This window comes from Streptomyces sp. NPDC056144, from assembly GCF_042264145.1.
Taxonomy (GTDB): domain Bacteria; phylum Actinomycetota; class Actinomycetes; order Streptomycetales; family Streptomycetaceae; genus Streptomyces.
Genome location: NZ_JBHJVF010000010.1, coordinates 21,255 through 35,161, shown reverse-complemented (window position 1 = coordinate 35,161; position 13,907 = coordinate 21,255). Strand labels below are relative to the sequence as shown.

16 protein-coding genes are annotated in these 13,907 nt (G+C 73.1%); 9 read left to right on the top strand and 7 right to left on the bottom strand.

Annotation, left to right across the window (positions count from 1 at the left end; genetic code table 11):
• Positions 1 to 157: 157 nt before the first annotated feature.
• From ACFC0Z_RS26310 to ACFC0Z_RS26295, 4 genes are read right to left on the bottom strand one after another with little or no spacing between them, the layout of a single operon-like run.
• Positions 158 to 1,507 carry an O-antigen ligase family protein gene (locus ACFC0Z_RS26310; RefSeq protein ID WP_376442618.1) on the bottom strand — a complete coding sequence of 450 codons (1,350 nt, stop codon included), beginning with the start codon at positions 1,505 to 1,507 and terminating at the stop codon, positions 158 to 160.
• A 3-nt stretch (positions 1,508 to 1,510) separates the two neighbouring features.
• Complete coding sequence (locus ACFC0Z_RS26305) at positions 1,511 to 2,968, bottom strand: exopolysaccharide biosynthesis polyprenyl glycosylphosphotransferase (protein WP_376442616.1); 1,458 nt, start codon at positions 2,966 to 2,968, stop codon at positions 1,511 to 1,513.
• Entirely contained in the window at positions 2,965 to 4,086 is a 1,122-nt protein-coding gene (locus ACFC0Z_RS26300; RefSeq protein WP_376442613.1) for a glycosyltransferase, read from the bottom strand. The genes ACFC0Z_RS26305 and ACFC0Z_RS26300 overlap by 4 nt, the downstream gene beginning before the upstream one ends.
• A gap of 1 nt (position 4,087) precedes the next feature.
• On the bottom strand, positions 4,088 to 5,149 hold the full coding sequence (locus tag ACFC0Z_RS26295; protein WP_376442610.1) for a DUF3344 domain-containing protein: 1,062 nt from the start codon (positions 5,147 to 5,149) through the stop codon (positions 4,088 to 4,090).
• Between the two features lie 379 nt (positions 5,150 to 5,528).
• Here ACFC0Z_RS26295 and ACFC0Z_RS26290 point away from each other — a divergent pair, with 379 nt between their 5' ends.
• From ACFC0Z_RS26290 to ACFC0Z_RS26265, 6 genes are all read left to right on the top strand, one after another.
• Positions 5,529 to 5,768: a chaplin gene (locus ACFC0Z_RS26290; protein ID WP_376442607.1), complete on the top strand. Its 240-nt coding sequence runs from the start codon at positions 5,529 to 5,531 to the stop codon at positions 5,766 to 5,768.
• A 276-nt stretch (positions 5,769 to 6,044) separates the two neighbouring features.
• Complete coding sequence (locus ACFC0Z_RS26285) at positions 6,045 to 6,941, top strand: hypothetical protein (RefSeq protein ID WP_376442605.1); 897 nt, start codon at positions 6,045 to 6,047, stop codon at positions 6,939 to 6,941.
• A 104-nt stretch (positions 6,942 to 7,045) separates the two neighbouring features.
• A complete protein-coding gene (locus tag ACFC0Z_RS26280; protein WP_376442602.1) occupies positions 7,046 to 7,336 on the top strand; it encodes a hypothetical protein in 291 nt (96 codons plus the stop codon).
• Positions 7,337 to 7,495: 159 nt separating this feature from the next.
• The gene (locus ACFC0Z_RS26275; protein WP_376442599.1) at positions 7,496 to 8,509 is read left to right on the top strand and encodes a hypothetical protein; all 1,014 of its coding nucleotides are present in this window, start codon (positions 7,496 to 7,498) and stop codon (positions 8,507 to 8,509) included.
• A gap of 140 nt (positions 8,510 to 8,649) precedes the next feature.
• The gene (locus ACFC0Z_RS26270) at positions 8,650 to 9,126 is read left to right on the top strand and encodes a hypothetical protein (RefSeq protein ID WP_376442596.1); all 477 of its coding nucleotides are present in this window, start codon (positions 8,650 to 8,652) and stop codon (positions 9,124 to 9,126) included.
• 256 nt (positions 9,127 to 9,382) lie between these two features.
• Positions 9,383 to 9,655, top strand: coding sequence for a chaplin (locus ACFC0Z_RS26265; protein WP_376442591.1), 273 nt, complete (start codon positions 9,383 to 9,385; stop codon positions 9,653 to 9,655).
• Positions 9,656 to 9,722: 67 nt separating this feature from the next.
• On the opposite strand, the gene ACFC0Z_RS26260 is transcribed toward ACFC0Z_RS26265, so the two are convergent.
• Both ACFC0Z_RS26260 and ACFC0Z_RS26255 read right to left on the bottom strand, forming a co-directional pair.
• The gene (locus ACFC0Z_RS26260; protein WP_376442588.1) at positions 9,723 to 10,589 is read right to left on the bottom strand and encodes a tyrosinase family protein; all 867 of its coding nucleotides are present in this window, start codon (positions 10,587 to 10,589) and stop codon (positions 9,723 to 9,725) included.
• Positions 10,573 to 10,980: a tyrosinase family oxidase copper chaperone gene (locus ACFC0Z_RS26255; RefSeq protein WP_376442585.1), complete on the bottom strand. Its 408-nt coding sequence runs from the start codon at positions 10,978 to 10,980 to the stop codon at positions 10,573 to 10,575. Before ACFC0Z_RS26255 ends, ACFC0Z_RS26260 begins: the two co-directional genes overlap by 17 nt.
• A 148-nt stretch (positions 10,981 to 11,128) precedes the next feature.
• Here ACFC0Z_RS26255 and ACFC0Z_RS26250 point away from each other — a divergent pair, with 148 nt between their 5' ends.
• From ACFC0Z_RS26250 to ACFC0Z_RS26240, 3 genes are read left to right on the top strand one after another with little or no spacing between them, the layout of a single operon-like run.
• Positions 11,129 to 11,632 (top strand): DUF5949 family protein, encoded by a 504-nt coding sequence (locus ACFC0Z_RS26250; RefSeq protein ID WP_376442582.1) that lies wholly within the window; start codon positions 11,129 to 11,131, stop codon positions 11,630 to 11,632.
• A gap of 27 nt (positions 11,633 to 11,659) precedes the next feature.
• Complete coding sequence (locus tag ACFC0Z_RS26245; protein WP_376442579.1) at positions 11,660 to 12,310, top strand: vitamin K epoxide reductase family protein; 651 nt, start codon at positions 11,660 to 11,662, stop codon at positions 12,308 to 12,310.
• Position 12,311: 1 nt separating this feature from the next.
• Positions 12,312 to 13,331 carry a glycoside hydrolase family 26 protein gene (locus ACFC0Z_RS26240; protein ID WP_376442576.1) on the top strand — a complete coding sequence of 340 codons (1,020 nt, stop codon included), beginning with the start codon at positions 12,312 to 12,314 and terminating at the stop codon, positions 13,329 to 13,331.
• On the opposite strand, the gene ACFC0Z_RS26235 is transcribed toward ACFC0Z_RS26240, so the two are convergent.
• Entirely contained in the window at positions 13,294 to 13,899 is a 606-nt protein-coding gene (locus tag ACFC0Z_RS26235; protein WP_376442574.1) for a TetR/AcrR family transcriptional regulator, read from the bottom strand. The genes ACFC0Z_RS26240 and ACFC0Z_RS26235 overlap by 38 nt on opposite strands.
• Positions 13,900 to 13,907 lie beyond the last annotated feature (8 nt).

Genomic DNA, 13,907 nt, shown 5'->3' with positions numbered 1-13,907 from the left:
GGCGTCCGGGACTCGCGTGACGTCCGGGGCTCGGGTGACGTCCGGGACTCGCGTGACGTCCGGGGCCAGCAGGGACTCCTGGGCCCGCATGGCCTCCTGGGCCCGCGTGGTGCCCGGGGCCCACGTGTCCGCGGGCTCCGGCCCCCCGGCCCACGGGTCACGCACGCCGCACCTCCGCCAGCGACCACCAGGCCGCGAGCCCGAAGACGACGGACATCAGGACCGTCGAAGGGCCGCCGATGTCCGCGTAGAAGAAGTCGATGAGCTGCCAGGCGAGCAGGCCCGTGGCGACGAGCGCGCACTCCGCGCCGTACCGCCGCCTGCGCAGCGCGCCGACGAGCAGCGCCACCCAGCTGCCCGCGAGGGCGAGAAGCCCGAACAGGCCCTGCTCGCTGAGGACCAGCAGGTACATGTTGTGCGGGGACAGCAGCGGCTGGCGGGCGAACGCGGCGCCCGCGCCCGCGGTGTCGCTGCCCGAGGAGAGCGCGAGCGAGGCGTTCGAGTCGCGGTACGCGGGGAAGCCCTTCAGGCCGACGCCCGTCACCGGCTCCGTGCTCCACATCCGCCCGGCCGCCGCCCACATCGTGTACCGGTCGGTCACCGACTGGTCCGGGGCCGCCGCCACCTGCGTGATGCTGGTGACCCGCTCCTTCACCATCTCCGAGCCGATCCCGAGACCGCCGACGAGGACGACCCCGAGCGCGCCGGCGGCGAGCGCCACCCGCGCCGCCCGGCGAGGCCCCGAGATCAGCAGCTGGATCCCGCAGGCGAGGACGGTCGCGATCCACGCGCCCCGGCTGAACGACAGCACGAGCGGCACGAAGAGGAGCCCCGCGCAGACCAGCGCCGCCGTCCGGGTCCGGCCCGGCGCGCTGCCGAGCGCGATCCCGACGACGATCACCAGCCCGTACGCGACGACGGTGGCCATGCCCATCACGTCCGTCGGCCCGAAGGTGCCGACGGCCCGGATGTCCTCGCCCATGTACGAGGCGCCCGTCTTCGTCAGGTACTGGACCACGCCGACCGCGCCCTGGAGCAGCGCGAGCGCGACGAGACCCCAGGCGACGACGGCGAAGTCCCGCCGGTCGCGGATCATCAGGAGCACGGCCGCCGGGACGAGGACGAAGATCTGCACGTAGCGGGCGACGCCCGGCAGGCTCGCCCCCGGGTCGTTCGAGGTGATCGCGGCCAGGCAGATCCCGAGGACGGGCAGGCCGAGGACGAAGGCCGCCGTCCGGGTCAGTGGCCGGGCACCGCCGCGCACCACCCGCACCAGACAGATCAGGACGAGCAGCCCGGAGGCCGCGTCCGCGATCGTGCCCGTGCCGCCGGTGCCGCCCTGCGTACCGCCGCCGCCCGGGACGAGCAGCAGCGCGATCACCGCGAGGACGGGCGAGAGCGCCCCGGCCCGGCGGACCAGGTCCCGCGCGTCGGGGGGGAGCAGGCCCTCCCGCACGTCGGGAGCGGTCTTCCGGTCCTGTACCGCCGTCGTCACGGCCGTGGCCATCCGTCAGCTCCCCTGGGGTCGCACGAGCCCGGCCGCCGTCCGCAGCAGGATGCAGACGTCCTGCCAGAGCGACCAGTGGTCGATGTAGTGGTTGTCGAAGCGGCAGCGGTCCTCGATCGAGGTGTCGCCGCGCAGTCCGTGCACCTGCGCCAGGCCGGTCAGCCCGACCGGCATCCGGTGGCGGGCCGCGTACCCCGTGTGGATCTTGCTGAACTGGGCGACGAAGTAAGGCCGTTCGGGCCGGGGCCCGACCAGGCTCATGTCCCCGCGCAGCACGTTCCACAGCTGCGGCAGCTCGTCCAGGGACGACTTCCGCAGGAAGTTCCCGGCCGCGCTCATCCGCCGGTCGCCCGCCACGTTCCAGCGCGTCGCCGACTCGTTGTCGTCGGACGGCCGCAGCGTACGGAACTTCAGGAGCGTGAAGTGCCGGCCGTGCTGGCCCACCCGCTCCTGCCGGAACAGGACACCGGGACCGTCCGAGAGCCGCACCGCGAGCGCGCACAGCAGCAGCACCGGCAGCGCGCACGCGAGCGCCGGAGCGGCGAGCGCGATGTCCAGCGCCCGCTTCGCGGTCAGCCCGCGCCGCTCGCCCAGCGGCACGATCCGGTGCCAGGCGTGGCCCCACAGGTGCTCGCCCATCGGCCCGTTCCGCCGCTCGCCGCCGACCCGCCAGGTGGCGCAGCCGTACTGCTGGAAGAGGGTGACCAGGGCCGGGTCGTCGTCGAGGAACACCGCGTCGCGCACGCTGTTCTGGATGACGGCCCGGTGGATCTCCTCCGTCGTGGACAGCACGGGAAGCACCGGCATCCCGGCCTCCCCGCCCTGCCGCGGGGCGCCGCCCTGCTCGGGCACGCCGACGATGCCGACCGGCCGCATCCCGTACTCCGGGTGCTGGACGGCCGCCGAGGCGAACCGGCGCGCGGCCCCCGCCCCGCCGACGACGAGCGCCGAGCGCGGACGCTCCCGCGCCACCCGCCGCCTGCGCGCCAGGACCACCGAACGGACCAGGCAGGCCACGGCGAGATGCGATCCGTACGCGGCGCACAGCCGCAGCGGCCCGATCGCGAGCGCGGGCGTGAACGCGGCGACACCGGCCGCCGCGAGGCACCAGGCGAACCCGGCCCGCGAGGCGAGCGCGGGCAGCTCGTCGAGCGCCCTGACGTGCGCGGCCGGCCGGTAGAGGCCCCCGTGCCCGTCGAGTACGAGGACGAGCGCGGCGACCGGCAGCAGCAGCCGGGCGTCGTGGTGCGCCGCGCTCAGGAAGGAGGCCGCCGCGAGCACGGCGAGGCAGTCGGCCGCGACGAACGGCAGGACGCCGGAGCGCCGCCGCTCGGGACGGCGCCGCACCGCCAGCCGGCCGGACGTGCCGCGGCGCGGCGCGAGGGAGGCGAGCCCGAAGGTCTGGCCCGCCGTGGGCCAGGGGCCCGGCGAGGAGGGAACGCTGGTACTTTCCGTGGTCACTGCGCAATCGGCTCTCTGTGCTCGGCCCCCCGCACGCCGGCAAGCTCGCGGTAGACGTCCGCGACCGCCGCGCCGGTGCGCCGGACATCGAAACTGCTGAGTACGTGGTCGTGGGCCTCGCGGCCCAGACGGTGCCGCAGCTCCGGCCTGCCGAGGAGGCGGCCGAGAGCGGCGGCGAGCGCGGCCGGGTCCTCGGAGGGGACCAGGCACAGGGGCTCGTGGGCGGGCGGCAGGCTCTCGCGTGCCCCGTCCACGTCGGTGACGACGACCGGCCGGCCGGCCGCCATGGCTTCGAGCGGCGCGAGCGCCATGCCCTCCCAGCGGGACGGCAGGACGACCACGTCCGCGGCCCGGTACCAGGGGGCGGTGTCCTCGACGGCGCCGGTGAAACGCACCGAGGGCCCGGCGGCCGCCCGCAGGCGCTCGCCGTCCGGGCCGTCGCCGACCAGGACGAGCCGGGCCGTCGGCACCTCGGCGAGGACGGCCGGCCAGGCGGCGAGCAGCACGTCCTGGCCCTTCTGACGGCAGAGCCGGCCGACGCAGACGACGGTGGGTACGGGATTGCCCGGCGGCCCGTCGGTCGCGAACCGGTCCACGTCCACGCCGTTGCGGACGACGGACCAGCGTCCCGCGACCCCGGCCTCCTCGCCCGTACGGCGCTCGGCCTCGCTCACGCAGAGGATCCGGTCCGCCCATCGGGCGCCGAACCGCTCCCAGCGGCGGGCCAGCGAGGCGGTCGTCCCGGTGACCGCCTCGAAGGACCAGGCATGCGGCTGATACACCGTCGGAATCCGTCCCCGCACGGAGAGTCGGGCGCACAGACCGGCCTTCGCGCTGTGCGCGTGCACGAGTCCGGGACCGACGGCGCGGATCAGCGCCGCCAACTCCCGCGTCTCGCGCACCAACCGGGGACCGGGGTCCCGGCCGGCCCGCCAGTCGTACGTCTCCGCTCCCTCTGCGCGGACGGCGGCGGAGAGCGACGTGTGGGGCGGGCAGGCGACCGCGACCCGGAGACCGGCGGCGCGCTGCGCGCGGACCAGGTCGACGACGACACGGGCGACCCCGCCGTCACCGGGCTGGACCGCGTGCAGGACGGTGAAGGACTGTGGAAGCCGCACGTCAGCGCCGGACGTCGGCCTGGAGGAAGAGCGCGCCGAGCCAGACGGTGTCCTTCGGGCTGCCGATTCGGATGTGGACACGATCGGCCCCCTCGCTCAGTGCCTCCCGCAGGTCGAACACGTCGGAGTCGTATCCAAGAGTGTTCGTACCATCAGGAAAACGCACCGTCTGACCCGCACCGAATTCCGTGATGCTGGAGTTCATGACGTCGTCCGCGGAATTTGCGGAATCGGCGAGTCGAGTGCTCGTCGACTTGCCCGTCTCGACCGCGAGGAAATCACCGTAAGTTCCCCGGTCGCCGTCATAGGCGACCACGCCGAGCTGTCCGCCCGTCCCCTTCGGATAACGCTTTCCGTCGAGGGCGACGCGGAGTTCACCGTTCCCGGGGCCGACCGTTTCGAAACCGTCCCAGACACTCATTCGGCGCAAGGGCTCCGAAGCCTTCTCGTACGCGGCGACGAGCGTCCAGCCGCCCCAGCCGCCGACCTTCGAGGCCCCCATGGCCACATTGACCTGGGCCACGGTCCACTGCCCCGCGCCCGCCGAACGGACCAGCTCGGTGACGTCGGCGGAGGCCTGGAAGGCGTCGGCGCCGTCGGCCGTACGGTGGCCGATGACGCTGTCCGCGAGCAGCGCCTTGTACTGCCCGCCGGGCTCGGCGATCAGGACGCGGCCGTTGTCCTTGGGCGGCTTCTGCTCGCCGACCCGCAGGTTCCCGCCCCAGTACAGGCGGGCCCATGTCACCCGCGCGCCCGCGGGAACGGGCAGCTCGGCACGGCTGGAGTTGTACGTGTTGGGGTCGCTGTCCACGTCGACGTAGGCGATCGAGGCGGAGTCATTCACCGACTCGGTGCCCTTCGCGCCCTTCGCCGAGGTGTTCGCCGCCCGCACGATCCCCCCGTGCTGCTCGGCCTGGTGGCGCGGGGCGAAGGGGACGCGGGCGGCCTCGCGGGGCTGGGGCGGCGCGGCGGCGGAGGCGGCCGGCAGCGCGACGGACAGCGCCGCACACGACAGGGCGCACAACACACCGCGACGCACAGCAGGAAACGCTGAATTCCGCATACAGGTTCTCCGCTTTGACGAGGGGAGGAAGGGAAGACCCGAGAAGACCGGGAGAGGGGAAGGTGTCGTCCGCACGAAATGGGTGAACGCGTGGACGCCCCGGAAGCAACGTTCGGGAACGTTATAACCCCGATGCGGGGCGATAGTAAGCATTAGATGCCTGGAAACGCTAACTCCCGTATCTGCACGGCAGGTTCCTCGTTGAGCGTGTTGCGCCATTCCACGCCCATTCGCTCGAATGGCCCTCCTATGGCCCAAAGATCGGTTGAACGTCACCCGTTCGGGAGAGCAACCGATGAAACTCCGGGGCGTTGTTGAGGGAGCCGGGCCGAACAGTCCGCGCAGTCCGAGTTGGAATTCGATCGAGGAGAGCTTCTCCATGTCCCGTATCGCCAAGGCCGTCGTCCTGACCGTGGGTGCCGCCGCCGCGGTCGCCGGTGCCGCCGGTGCCGCTGCCGCCGACTCCCTCGCCGAGGGCGCTGCCGTGAAGTCCCCCGGTGTCGGCTCCGGCAACGTCGTCCAGGTTCCGGTGCACGTCCCGGTCAACCTCTGCGGCAACACCGTCAGCGTCATCGGCGCGCTGAACCCGGCCTTTGGCAACACCTGCGTCAACGCCTGATCTCGCACGACGGATCAGTCCTTCCGAAGCCGGTGCGCCCATCCCTCCGGGGGTGGGCGCACCGGCTTTTTCCTTGCTGGGACGGGAGCGGTACTCGTTCGGCCGCACCCTCGTGCGCCGCCCGGTGCAACGGCGTACGCCCCTTCGGGGGGCAGGTGGGGAGGGCGGATTCACTCGAACGGAGACGTGGCGCTCAGTAGTTCTGCGGTTGCGGAGGGCTATACCCGCAGGCACGGTGAGAGGGAAGTTGTCCGACGCATAAGAAAAGGAACACATATGCGTCCCCTGGCCACACGCCGTCTCACCGCTCTGGCGATATCCGCCGCCATCACCCTCGGCGCGGCGGGACCCGCCGCCGCCGGCGAACACCACCCGTCCACCACGGCCGACCGGGCCGCCCGCGCGCCGCTCCCCGAGGCCGCCACCCTGCTGCCGCAGGCCGAGGCCCTCGGCGGGCTCGGCTCCGTGACGAGCCCCGTCGTCGAACTCGTCACCACCGCGCTCAAGGCCGACGCGGGTCAGGTCCCCGACGCCGACGCCGACGCGCTCAAGGCGAAGATCGCGGCGGCGGTCGAGAAGGCGAAGGAAACGGCCCCGGCCCCCGTACCGGACACCCCAGCCCCGGACCTCCCCGCTCCGGACCTCCCCGCTCCGGACCTTCCGGCTCCGGACCTTCCGGCCCCGGACCTTCCGGCTCCTGACCTCCCCGCGCCGGACCTCCCGGCCCCGGATCTCCCCGCGCCCGACCTTCCGGCCCCGGACCTTCCGGCCCCGGATCTTCCGGCCCCGGATCTCCCCGCGCCCGAGCTCCCCGTCCCCGCGCCCGCGCTTCCCGTGAAGCCGCCGGTGTCCCTGCCGGTCACCGCCGGCGCGAAGGCGGCGCCCACCGACCTCGTCGACGACGCGCTCGCCACCGTGGAGAAGGCGGTCGCGGGTCTGCTCGCCGCCGTCACCTCGGGTGACGCCACCGCGGTCGTGCCGCAGGTCACCTCGACGCTGACCTCGCTGGTCAACCTCGCCCTCGCCACCGTCCTCGGCAGCGGCCTGCCCGCGCCCGACCTGGCCGGGCTCCCCGCGGTCCCGTCGCTGCCGGCCGCGCCGGACCTGCCCGTCGACGCGCCCGTGAAGCCCCCGGCCGACCTGCCGGTGAAGCCCCCGCTCCCCGTCAGGTAAGTCCGAGCAACGAAGGCCCGTACCGCACCCGGTACGGGCCTTCGCTCGTTGGAGAAGGCGTAGGAACCAGCCATTCCGAAAACCCCAGAGGAAGGATTCTCCCCATGAAGTCCAGCAAGGTCGCCGCGGTCGTCGCCGGTTCGCTCGTGGCGCTCGGCGCCGCCACCCCCGCCATGGCCGCGCAGGGGATGCCCGCGACCAGCCTGAACGGCGGTCTGGAGGCCATCGCCGCCAACGGACTCAAGACCGACATGCTCAGCAGCACGACGCCCGGCTCCCCGGTGCAGACCGCCACGCAGACGGTCGAGCAGCTCAACGAGGTCGGCAAGTCCGGATCCTCCCTGCTCGGCGGTCTTCCCCTCGCCGGTCCGGTCGGCAGCCCGCTCGGCGGCTGATCGTGTGATTTTCTGATCGGCCGCCGTGTGGCCCCCGTTCGCAGCGGGGCCCGGCTCCCTACTCTCTGGGCAATCCCACGCGAACGTCGACGTGGACTGGCCGGCCGGAGCGAGGGGGGATCCTCGCCGGTCTCTCCCTTTCTCCAGAGGAAGAGCCGAATGCGGTCCATCATCAGCAGGAAAGTACTCACCGCCGCGGCAGCGACCGGCATTCTGTCGCTGACCGGCGGATTCGCCGTTGCCGCGAACTCCCCGGCGGGGAACGGTGATTCCCCCGGGCCCGGTACGTCGGGTCATGTCCAGCCCCTGGTGCCGGCGGGGGTCTGCGGCGGGGACGGTTTCGTCGCGTCGGCCGTCGGCGACCTCTGCGCGGAGGCGGAGGAACCCGACGGCTACGGCGACGACGAGCCGCCCACGAATCCGGACGAGCCGCCCACGAATCCGGATGAGCCGCACGAGCCGCCCACCAATCCGGACGAGCCGCACGAGCCTCCTACCAATCCGGATGAGCCGCACGAGCCCCCTACCAATCCGGACGAGCCTCCGACGAATCCCGACGAGCCTCCGACGAACCCGGACGAGCCGCCCACCAACCCGGACGAGCCGCCCACCAACCCGGACGAGCCGCCCACGAACCCCGATGAGCCTCCGACCAATCCGGACGAGCCCGGTGAGTGTGAGGCTCCGGCGCCGGGCCAGCCGCCGCAGCCCGGTTGCGAGCCCGACGAGCCGCCCACGAATCCGGACGAGCCCCCGACCAACCCGGACGAGCCGGGAGAGTGTGAGGCGCCTGCGCCGGGTCAGCCGCCGGAGCCCGGCTGCGAGCCGGACGAGCCTCCGACCAACCCGGACGAGCCTCCGACGAACCCGGACGAGCCGCCCACCAACCCCGACGAGCCTCCGACGAACCCGGATGAGCCGCCCACGAACCCGGACGAGCCTCCGACGAACCCGGACGAGCCCCCCACCAACCCCGACGAGCCCCCCACCAACCCCGACGAGCCCCCCACCAACCCGCCGCACCAGCCGCCGACCGAGCCCGAGCTGCCCGACACCGGCAGTGACCCCGCGCTCATGGGCGCGGCCGCGATCAGTGCCGCGCTGATCATCGGCGGCAGCGTCGTCTACCTGAGGGGCGGTCGCCTCTCGCGCCGCGTTGCCCCCAGAAGCTGACAGCGCGTCAACCAGGGCCCTCGCCTTCACCGGTGAGGGCCCTGCGCGTTGCTGCACACGGGGGTATCCCGCCACGGTTTGGCGCAGAACTCGTTCTTCAGGGCATGACTCTGCGCTCTCACGCCGGCATGGGAATCCTCATGACCGCACTCGCCTCCGCCGCCCTGGCCGCCCCGGCCTCCGCCGTCGAGGCACCGGTGATCGTCCCCCTCCAGGGCCTGGAGCCGGTGCTCCCGATGGACGCCCCGACGGTGGCCACCGGGGTGCCCGTCCCCATGCCCGGCGCGCCCACCGGGTTCACGAAGGGCCTGGGCTCGCTGCCGGACGTCGCCCTGCCCAGCATCCCGCTCACCGGCACCATTCCCGGCACCGTGGTGGACGCGCCGCTGCCCGAGGTGATCAAGGGCAGCGACCTCGGCCGGGCCCTGCTCACCAACCCGCACTCGGAGATGAAGGCGGCCACCCCCGGGGCCGTCGTCGGCAACCCGGTGAAGGCCCCGAGCGGCGACGGGCTCGCCGGGCTGCCGGACCTGGCCAAGCCCCAGCTCGGTCTGCTGACCCCGGTCCTCAGCGGAGCCCTCGACCCGCAGCTCGGTCTGGTGCCGGACGGGAAGTAGGAGCGGCAGGCCCCCCGGGAGGGTGAAGGGACGATTCTTCCCCGCCACCCCCGGGGGCGACGATCGTTGCACCAGAAGGCTTGTCGCATGGCCGCGGCCCGTGGACCCGAGGCCCGTCCCGTCGTATCCGGCGGCGGGCGCCTCCGGTCCGCGGGCCATTCTTTCGGCCCAATGCCCGTGACCGGTCGCTGTGACCGGCGTTGAAGGGGAGTCGGCCGTGATTCCTGCGGTCGTTTCCACGTCCAAGGAGTTCTTGATGTCTCGCATCGCGAAGGCTGCCGCTGTTCTCGCCGGCACGGGTGCCGTGGCCCTCAGCGGAGCCGGCCTGGCCGTCGCCGACTCGGGCGCCGAGGCCGTCGCCGCCCACTCGCCCGGTGTCGCCTCCGGCAACGTCGTCCAGGTCCCGATCCACGTCCCGGTCAACGTCTGCGGCAACACCGTCAACGTGATCGGCCTGCTCAACCCGGCGTTCGGCAACAGCTGCGCCAACGTCGACGCCCCGAAGCACGACGGTGGCTACGGCGGCTGATCGTCCCCGCTGAACGCGTGTGTCCCCCCGGCCCGACGGGCCGGGGGGACACACGCGTGTCGGGTGCTCAGGCGTAGGTGTAGACCCGGCTGTGGTCGAAGAGCTCCGCCGGGGCGATCCCCCACGGGGACATCGGCTCGTGCCGGGCGACGACCTTGCGGTACTGGACGTCCCCGAGCGGCGGCGGCTCCGCCGGCAGGTACGCGGCGCCGGGGTTCTGCCGCTGCCAGCGCGACCAGACCAGGTCGACGAAGGAGTGGTGCAGCCAGAAGACCGGGTCGTTGACCGAGCCGCCGCCGAGCATCATCCCGCCGACCCAGCGGTGGACCCGGTTGTGGATCCGGAACCGCTCGTTGCCCCGCCCGGACGCCCAGCCCTCCAGCCGGTTCCGGAAGCCGGACGCGCTCGTCGAGTTCCAGGGCGCCACGTCGTACACCCGCTCCCGCATCACCTCGTCGAGCTCGACCCGCGTGGGCAGGGCGATCGGGTCGCGGGGGCGGCCGAAGTCCCGTGTCAGGAAGCGGGTCTCGGTCATCGCGTACGTGATGTCCCAGTGCCCCGACGACTGGGCGAAGGGGCCCGTCATGACCTGGAAGTCGGCGCGGCGGCCGTTGCCTCCCATGAAGTCCTCGCCCCAGATCGACGAGGCCGGGCTGTTGTCCCGGGTCCAGTCCCAGTACGGCACCGAGACCGTCGGGTCGACCCGGCGCAGGGCCTGTTCGAAGTCGAGCAGGAACCGGCGGTGCCAGGGCAGGAAGCTCGGCGCCATGTGGGCGGTCCGCAGCCGGCCCTCCCCGTCGGCCGTGTAGTGCTCGATGTGGGTGCGGACGAACTCGTCGTACACGCCGGTCCGTTTGAGTTCCAGGACGGCGGCGACGAACTTCCGGCGCTCGGCGCCGGTCAGGTCGCGCTGGTTCTTACGCGTGTACACCACGCGGACTCCCTCCCGTCGGGTCGGTGTGGTCCCCGTGCGCGGCGGCGAACCGGGACAGGCGGGCCGTCCCCACCTCGTCCACGGCGGCGCGGGTGGCCGCGAGGGGCGTCGGGCTCGACGCGTAGTGGTCGACCGGCGAGACGTACCCGCCGTCGGCGCACCGCATCAGGTGCAGCGGGCGCCCGTCGACGAGGGCCACGGGCCGCCCGTCGGGCCCGCTGAACCCCCGGATGCGGCGGCCCCGGTACAGCTCGTCGAAGGCGTGGACGTCACGGACGGGGTCGGACGCGGCCGGTGGGCGGTGCGCGATGCGGACCAGCGCACCGCCCGTGACGGCGGTGACGGCCAGAGCGAAGAGGGAGCGCAGTGCGGCACGGCGCGGGACGATCATGAGTGATCTCCTCGGGTCGGCGATTGCCCTCAGGGCACAACGAGGGAATCCCGCGTTCGTTGCGGCGAAAACGGCAGCGGCGTGAATGTCGGCCGATCGAGTGAAAGCGGCGCGGGGGATGGGTGGTTGGAGCACTAGCATCCGATTCATGACCACTTCCAACGTCGTTTCCTCGGCGCGCAGCGCCTCTCCGCTGGGAACTCTCACGGTGATCCCGTGGTCCAGCGAACCCACCGCCGAATCGGCGGGCACGCCGTTCCTCATGGCGTACTCGCTCGGCGACGGCCGGGACGGCCCGGAGGCCGGTCAGCAGGCGATGCGGGCGGCGCTGGAGGCCATGAACCTCTCCGTCGGCGACCGGCTGTTCGACCTGGAGAAGGACGCCGGGATCAACGCGACGCTGCTCGTCGAGGGCGGCTCCGTCGTCCTCACCCTGCCCTTCCTGAAGGTGCAGTGCCCGGTGCCGGCCGAGTGGCAGGCCGCCGCCCAGGAGCGCGGGCAGGTCTACCTGATCTGCTCGGTGCGCCCGTGGCCCGTGGCCGTCCCGGGGCAGCCGGTCGACGAGGCGCAGCTGCGCGCCTTCGTCTCCGACGAGGCGATGCTCGCCGAGAGCGCGCACGTCCTGATGCCGGTCCGGCGTCTCCAGGGCTGAGCCCGAGAGCGGAAGAAGGGTCGCGCCATGGCGACGGTGGACGTACGGGGCGGGGTGCCGGGGCAGCGGCGTGAGGAGTCCGCGCGGGCGACCGCGGGGGCGGGGACCGGCGCGAGCCGGGCCTTCGCGTGGATGCTGGTGGTCACCGGGGCGGCGGGTGTGCTCGCCGGCTGGGTGATCACGATCGACAAGTTCAAGCTCCTGGAGGACCCGGGGTTCACGCCCGGGTGCAGCCTGAACCCCGTCGTCTCCTGCGGCAGCATCATGAAGAGCGAGCAGGCGGCCGTCTTCGGCTTCCCGAACCCGATGCTCGGTCTCGTCACGTACGCCGTGGTCGTCGCCGTCGGTGCCGGGCTCCTCGCCGGGGCCCGCTACCGGGGCTGGTTCTGGCTCGGCCTCAACGCCGGGACGCTCTTCGGCGTCGGCTTCTGCACCTGGCTCATGTACCAGTCGCTGTACGAGATCAACGCGCTGTGCCTGTGGTGCTGCCTGGCCTGGACCGCGACGATCGTCATGTTCTGGTACGTGACCGCGCACAACGTCCGGGAGGGGCTGCTGCCCGCGCCGGCCGGGGTGCGGGGCTTCCTCGGCGAGTTCGCCTTCGCCCTGCCCGTCCTGCACGTCGGGATCATCGGGATGCTGATCCTGACCCGCTGGTGGGACTTCTGGACCAGCTGACGTGACCTCTCTCCTCTCCTGGCCGCGGGCCGCACTCACGGTGCTGCTCGCGGCCGTTCTCGTCCTCCTCGTCCCGTACGAGCGGCTGGCGCCCGGCGAGCGGCATGCCGGGAGCCGGGCGCCGGTGGAGCCCGAGCCGCTGCCCGGGGTGCCGTCGGGGTTCTTCACCGGCTCCGACGAGGCCGGGGTGCGGCGGATCGCCCAGGTCGAGGAGTGGCTCGGCGGCGGGACGCTGACCGTCGGGCACACGTACCTGCCCGGCGACCGCTGGTCCAACATCGAGGGGCACACGGCGCTCTTCGGGCCCTGGGCGCGGTGGAAGGCGGAGCGGCCCGGGCGGCTCTTCGTCCTGAACGTGCCGCTCATGGACCGCAACGAGGCGGGGCTGCCGGACGCGGAGGTGCGGGCGGGGCTGCGGCGGGGGGCGGGCGGCGCGTTCGACGCGCACTTCGCGGTCCTCGGGGAGCGGCTCGTCGCGCACGGGCTCGGGGACGCGGTGCTCGTCCTCGGCTGGGAGATGAACGGGACGACGTACAGCCACCGCTGCGGACCGGACCCGACGGCCTGGAAGGCGTACTGGCGGCGGGTGGTGTCGGTGCTCAGGGGGGTGGCGGGGCAGCGGTTCCGGTTCGACTTCACGCCGAGCCGCGGGCTGGACGCCGTCGCGTGGCCGCTCTGCTATCCCGGCGACGACGTCGTCGACATCATCGGGATGGACGCCTACGACCAGCCCGCCGGGGTCTCCTTCGAGGAGCAGGTGACGGAGGAGTACGGGCTCGAACACCACGTGCGGTTCGCGGCGGCGCACGGGAAGCCCGTCTCGTACCCGGAGTGGGGGCTGTTCCGGAACGGGGACAACCCGGTGTACGTGCGGGGGATGCTCGACTGGTTCGCGACGCACCGGCCCGTCTACCAGACGGTGACGGACTACTGCCCGCACGGCGTGTGGGAGTGCGCGGCCAATCCGGAGTCGGCGCGGGTCGTCAGGGGTGCGCTGGGGGCTTCGCCAGGCCGGCCTTGAGGGTGTCGACCGTGCGGTGCAGGAGCGGGAGCAGGCCGTCGGAGGTGCCCTGCTCGGCCCAGTAGAGGGTGGCCTCGCGGAGGGCGCCGAGGACCGCCGCCGTGAAGATCCGTACCTCCAGGTCGTCGGCGTCGCGGCCGGTGCGGTCGGCGAGCGCGCGGGCGAGACGGCGGCCGGTCTCGGCGGTGGTCTCGGTGAAGCGGGCCCGTACCGACGGGGTCTCGACCATGAGGCGGGCGCGGAGCCGGGTCTCCTCGGGCTCGTGGTCGAGGGCGGTGCCGACGGCTTCGAGGACGACGGCGCGGAGCGATTCGAGGGGTTCCTCGCCGGCCGGGCGGGCGCGGAGCCGGGCTTCGAGGGCGTCGTCGTTCTCGTCGGTGAGGACGATGTCCTCCCGGACCGGGAAGTAGCGCACGACGGTGGAGGGGGAGACGTCGGCCTCCGCCGCTATCCGCTCGGTCGTGGCGGCGTCCCAGCCCTCCGCGGCGGCGAGCCGGTAGGTGGCCTTCCGGATCGCCGCGCGGGTCTTGAGCTTCTTGCGTTCGCGGAGGCTGGGGCGGTCGCACATGGCCCTAT

Excerpts from the sequence above, each read along its gene's own strand:
- ACFC0Z_RS26310 (WP_376442618.1), bottom strand. The coding sequence starts at position 1,507 with ATGGCCACGGCCGTGACGACGGCGGTACAGGACCGGAAGACCGCTCCC.
- ACFC0Z_RS26295 (WP_376442610.1), bottom strand. The coding sequence starts at position 5,149 with ATGCGGAATTCAGCGTTTCCTGCTGTGCGTCGCGGTGTGTTGTGCGCC.
- ACFC0Z_RS26290 (WP_376442607.1), top strand. The coding sequence starts at position 5,529 with ATGTCCCGTATCGCCAAGGCCGTCGTCCTGACCGTGGGTGCCGCCGCC.
- ACFC0Z_RS26285 (WP_376442605.1), top strand. The coding sequence starts at position 6,045 with ATGCGTCCCCTGGCCACACGCCGTCTCACCGCTCTGGCGATATCCGCC.
- ACFC0Z_RS26280 (WP_376442602.1), top strand. The coding sequence starts at position 7,046 with ATGAAGTCCAGCAAGGTCGCCGCGGTCGTCGCCGGTTCGCTCGTGGCG.
- ACFC0Z_RS26275 (WP_376442599.1), top strand. The coding sequence starts at position 7,496 with ATGCGGTCCATCATCAGCAGGAAAGTACTCACCGCCGCGGCAGCGACC.
- ACFC0Z_RS26270 (WP_376442596.1), top strand. The coding sequence starts at position 8,650 with ATGACCGCACTCGCCTCCGCCGCCCTGGCCGCCCCGGCCTCCGCCGTC.
- ACFC0Z_RS26265 (WP_376442591.1), top strand. The coding sequence starts at position 9,383 with ATGTCTCGCATCGCGAAGGCTGCCGCTGTTCTCGCCGGCACGGGTGCC.
- ACFC0Z_RS26255 (WP_376442585.1), bottom strand. The coding sequence starts at position 10,980 with ATGATCGTCCCGCGCCGTGCCGCACTGCGCTCCCTCTTCGCTCTGGCC.
- ACFC0Z_RS26250 (WP_376442582.1), top strand. The coding sequence starts at position 11,129 with ATGACCACTTCCAACGTCGTTTCCTCGGCGCGCAGCGCCTCTCCGCTG.
- ACFC0Z_RS26245 (WP_376442579.1), top strand. The coding sequence starts at position 11,660 with ATGGCGACGGTGGACGTACGGGGCGGGGTGCCGGGGCAGCGGCGTGAG.
- ACFC0Z_RS26235 (WP_376442574.1), bottom strand. The coding sequence starts at position 13,899 with ATGTGCGACCGCCCCAGCCTCCGCGAACGCAAGAAGCTCAAGACCCGC.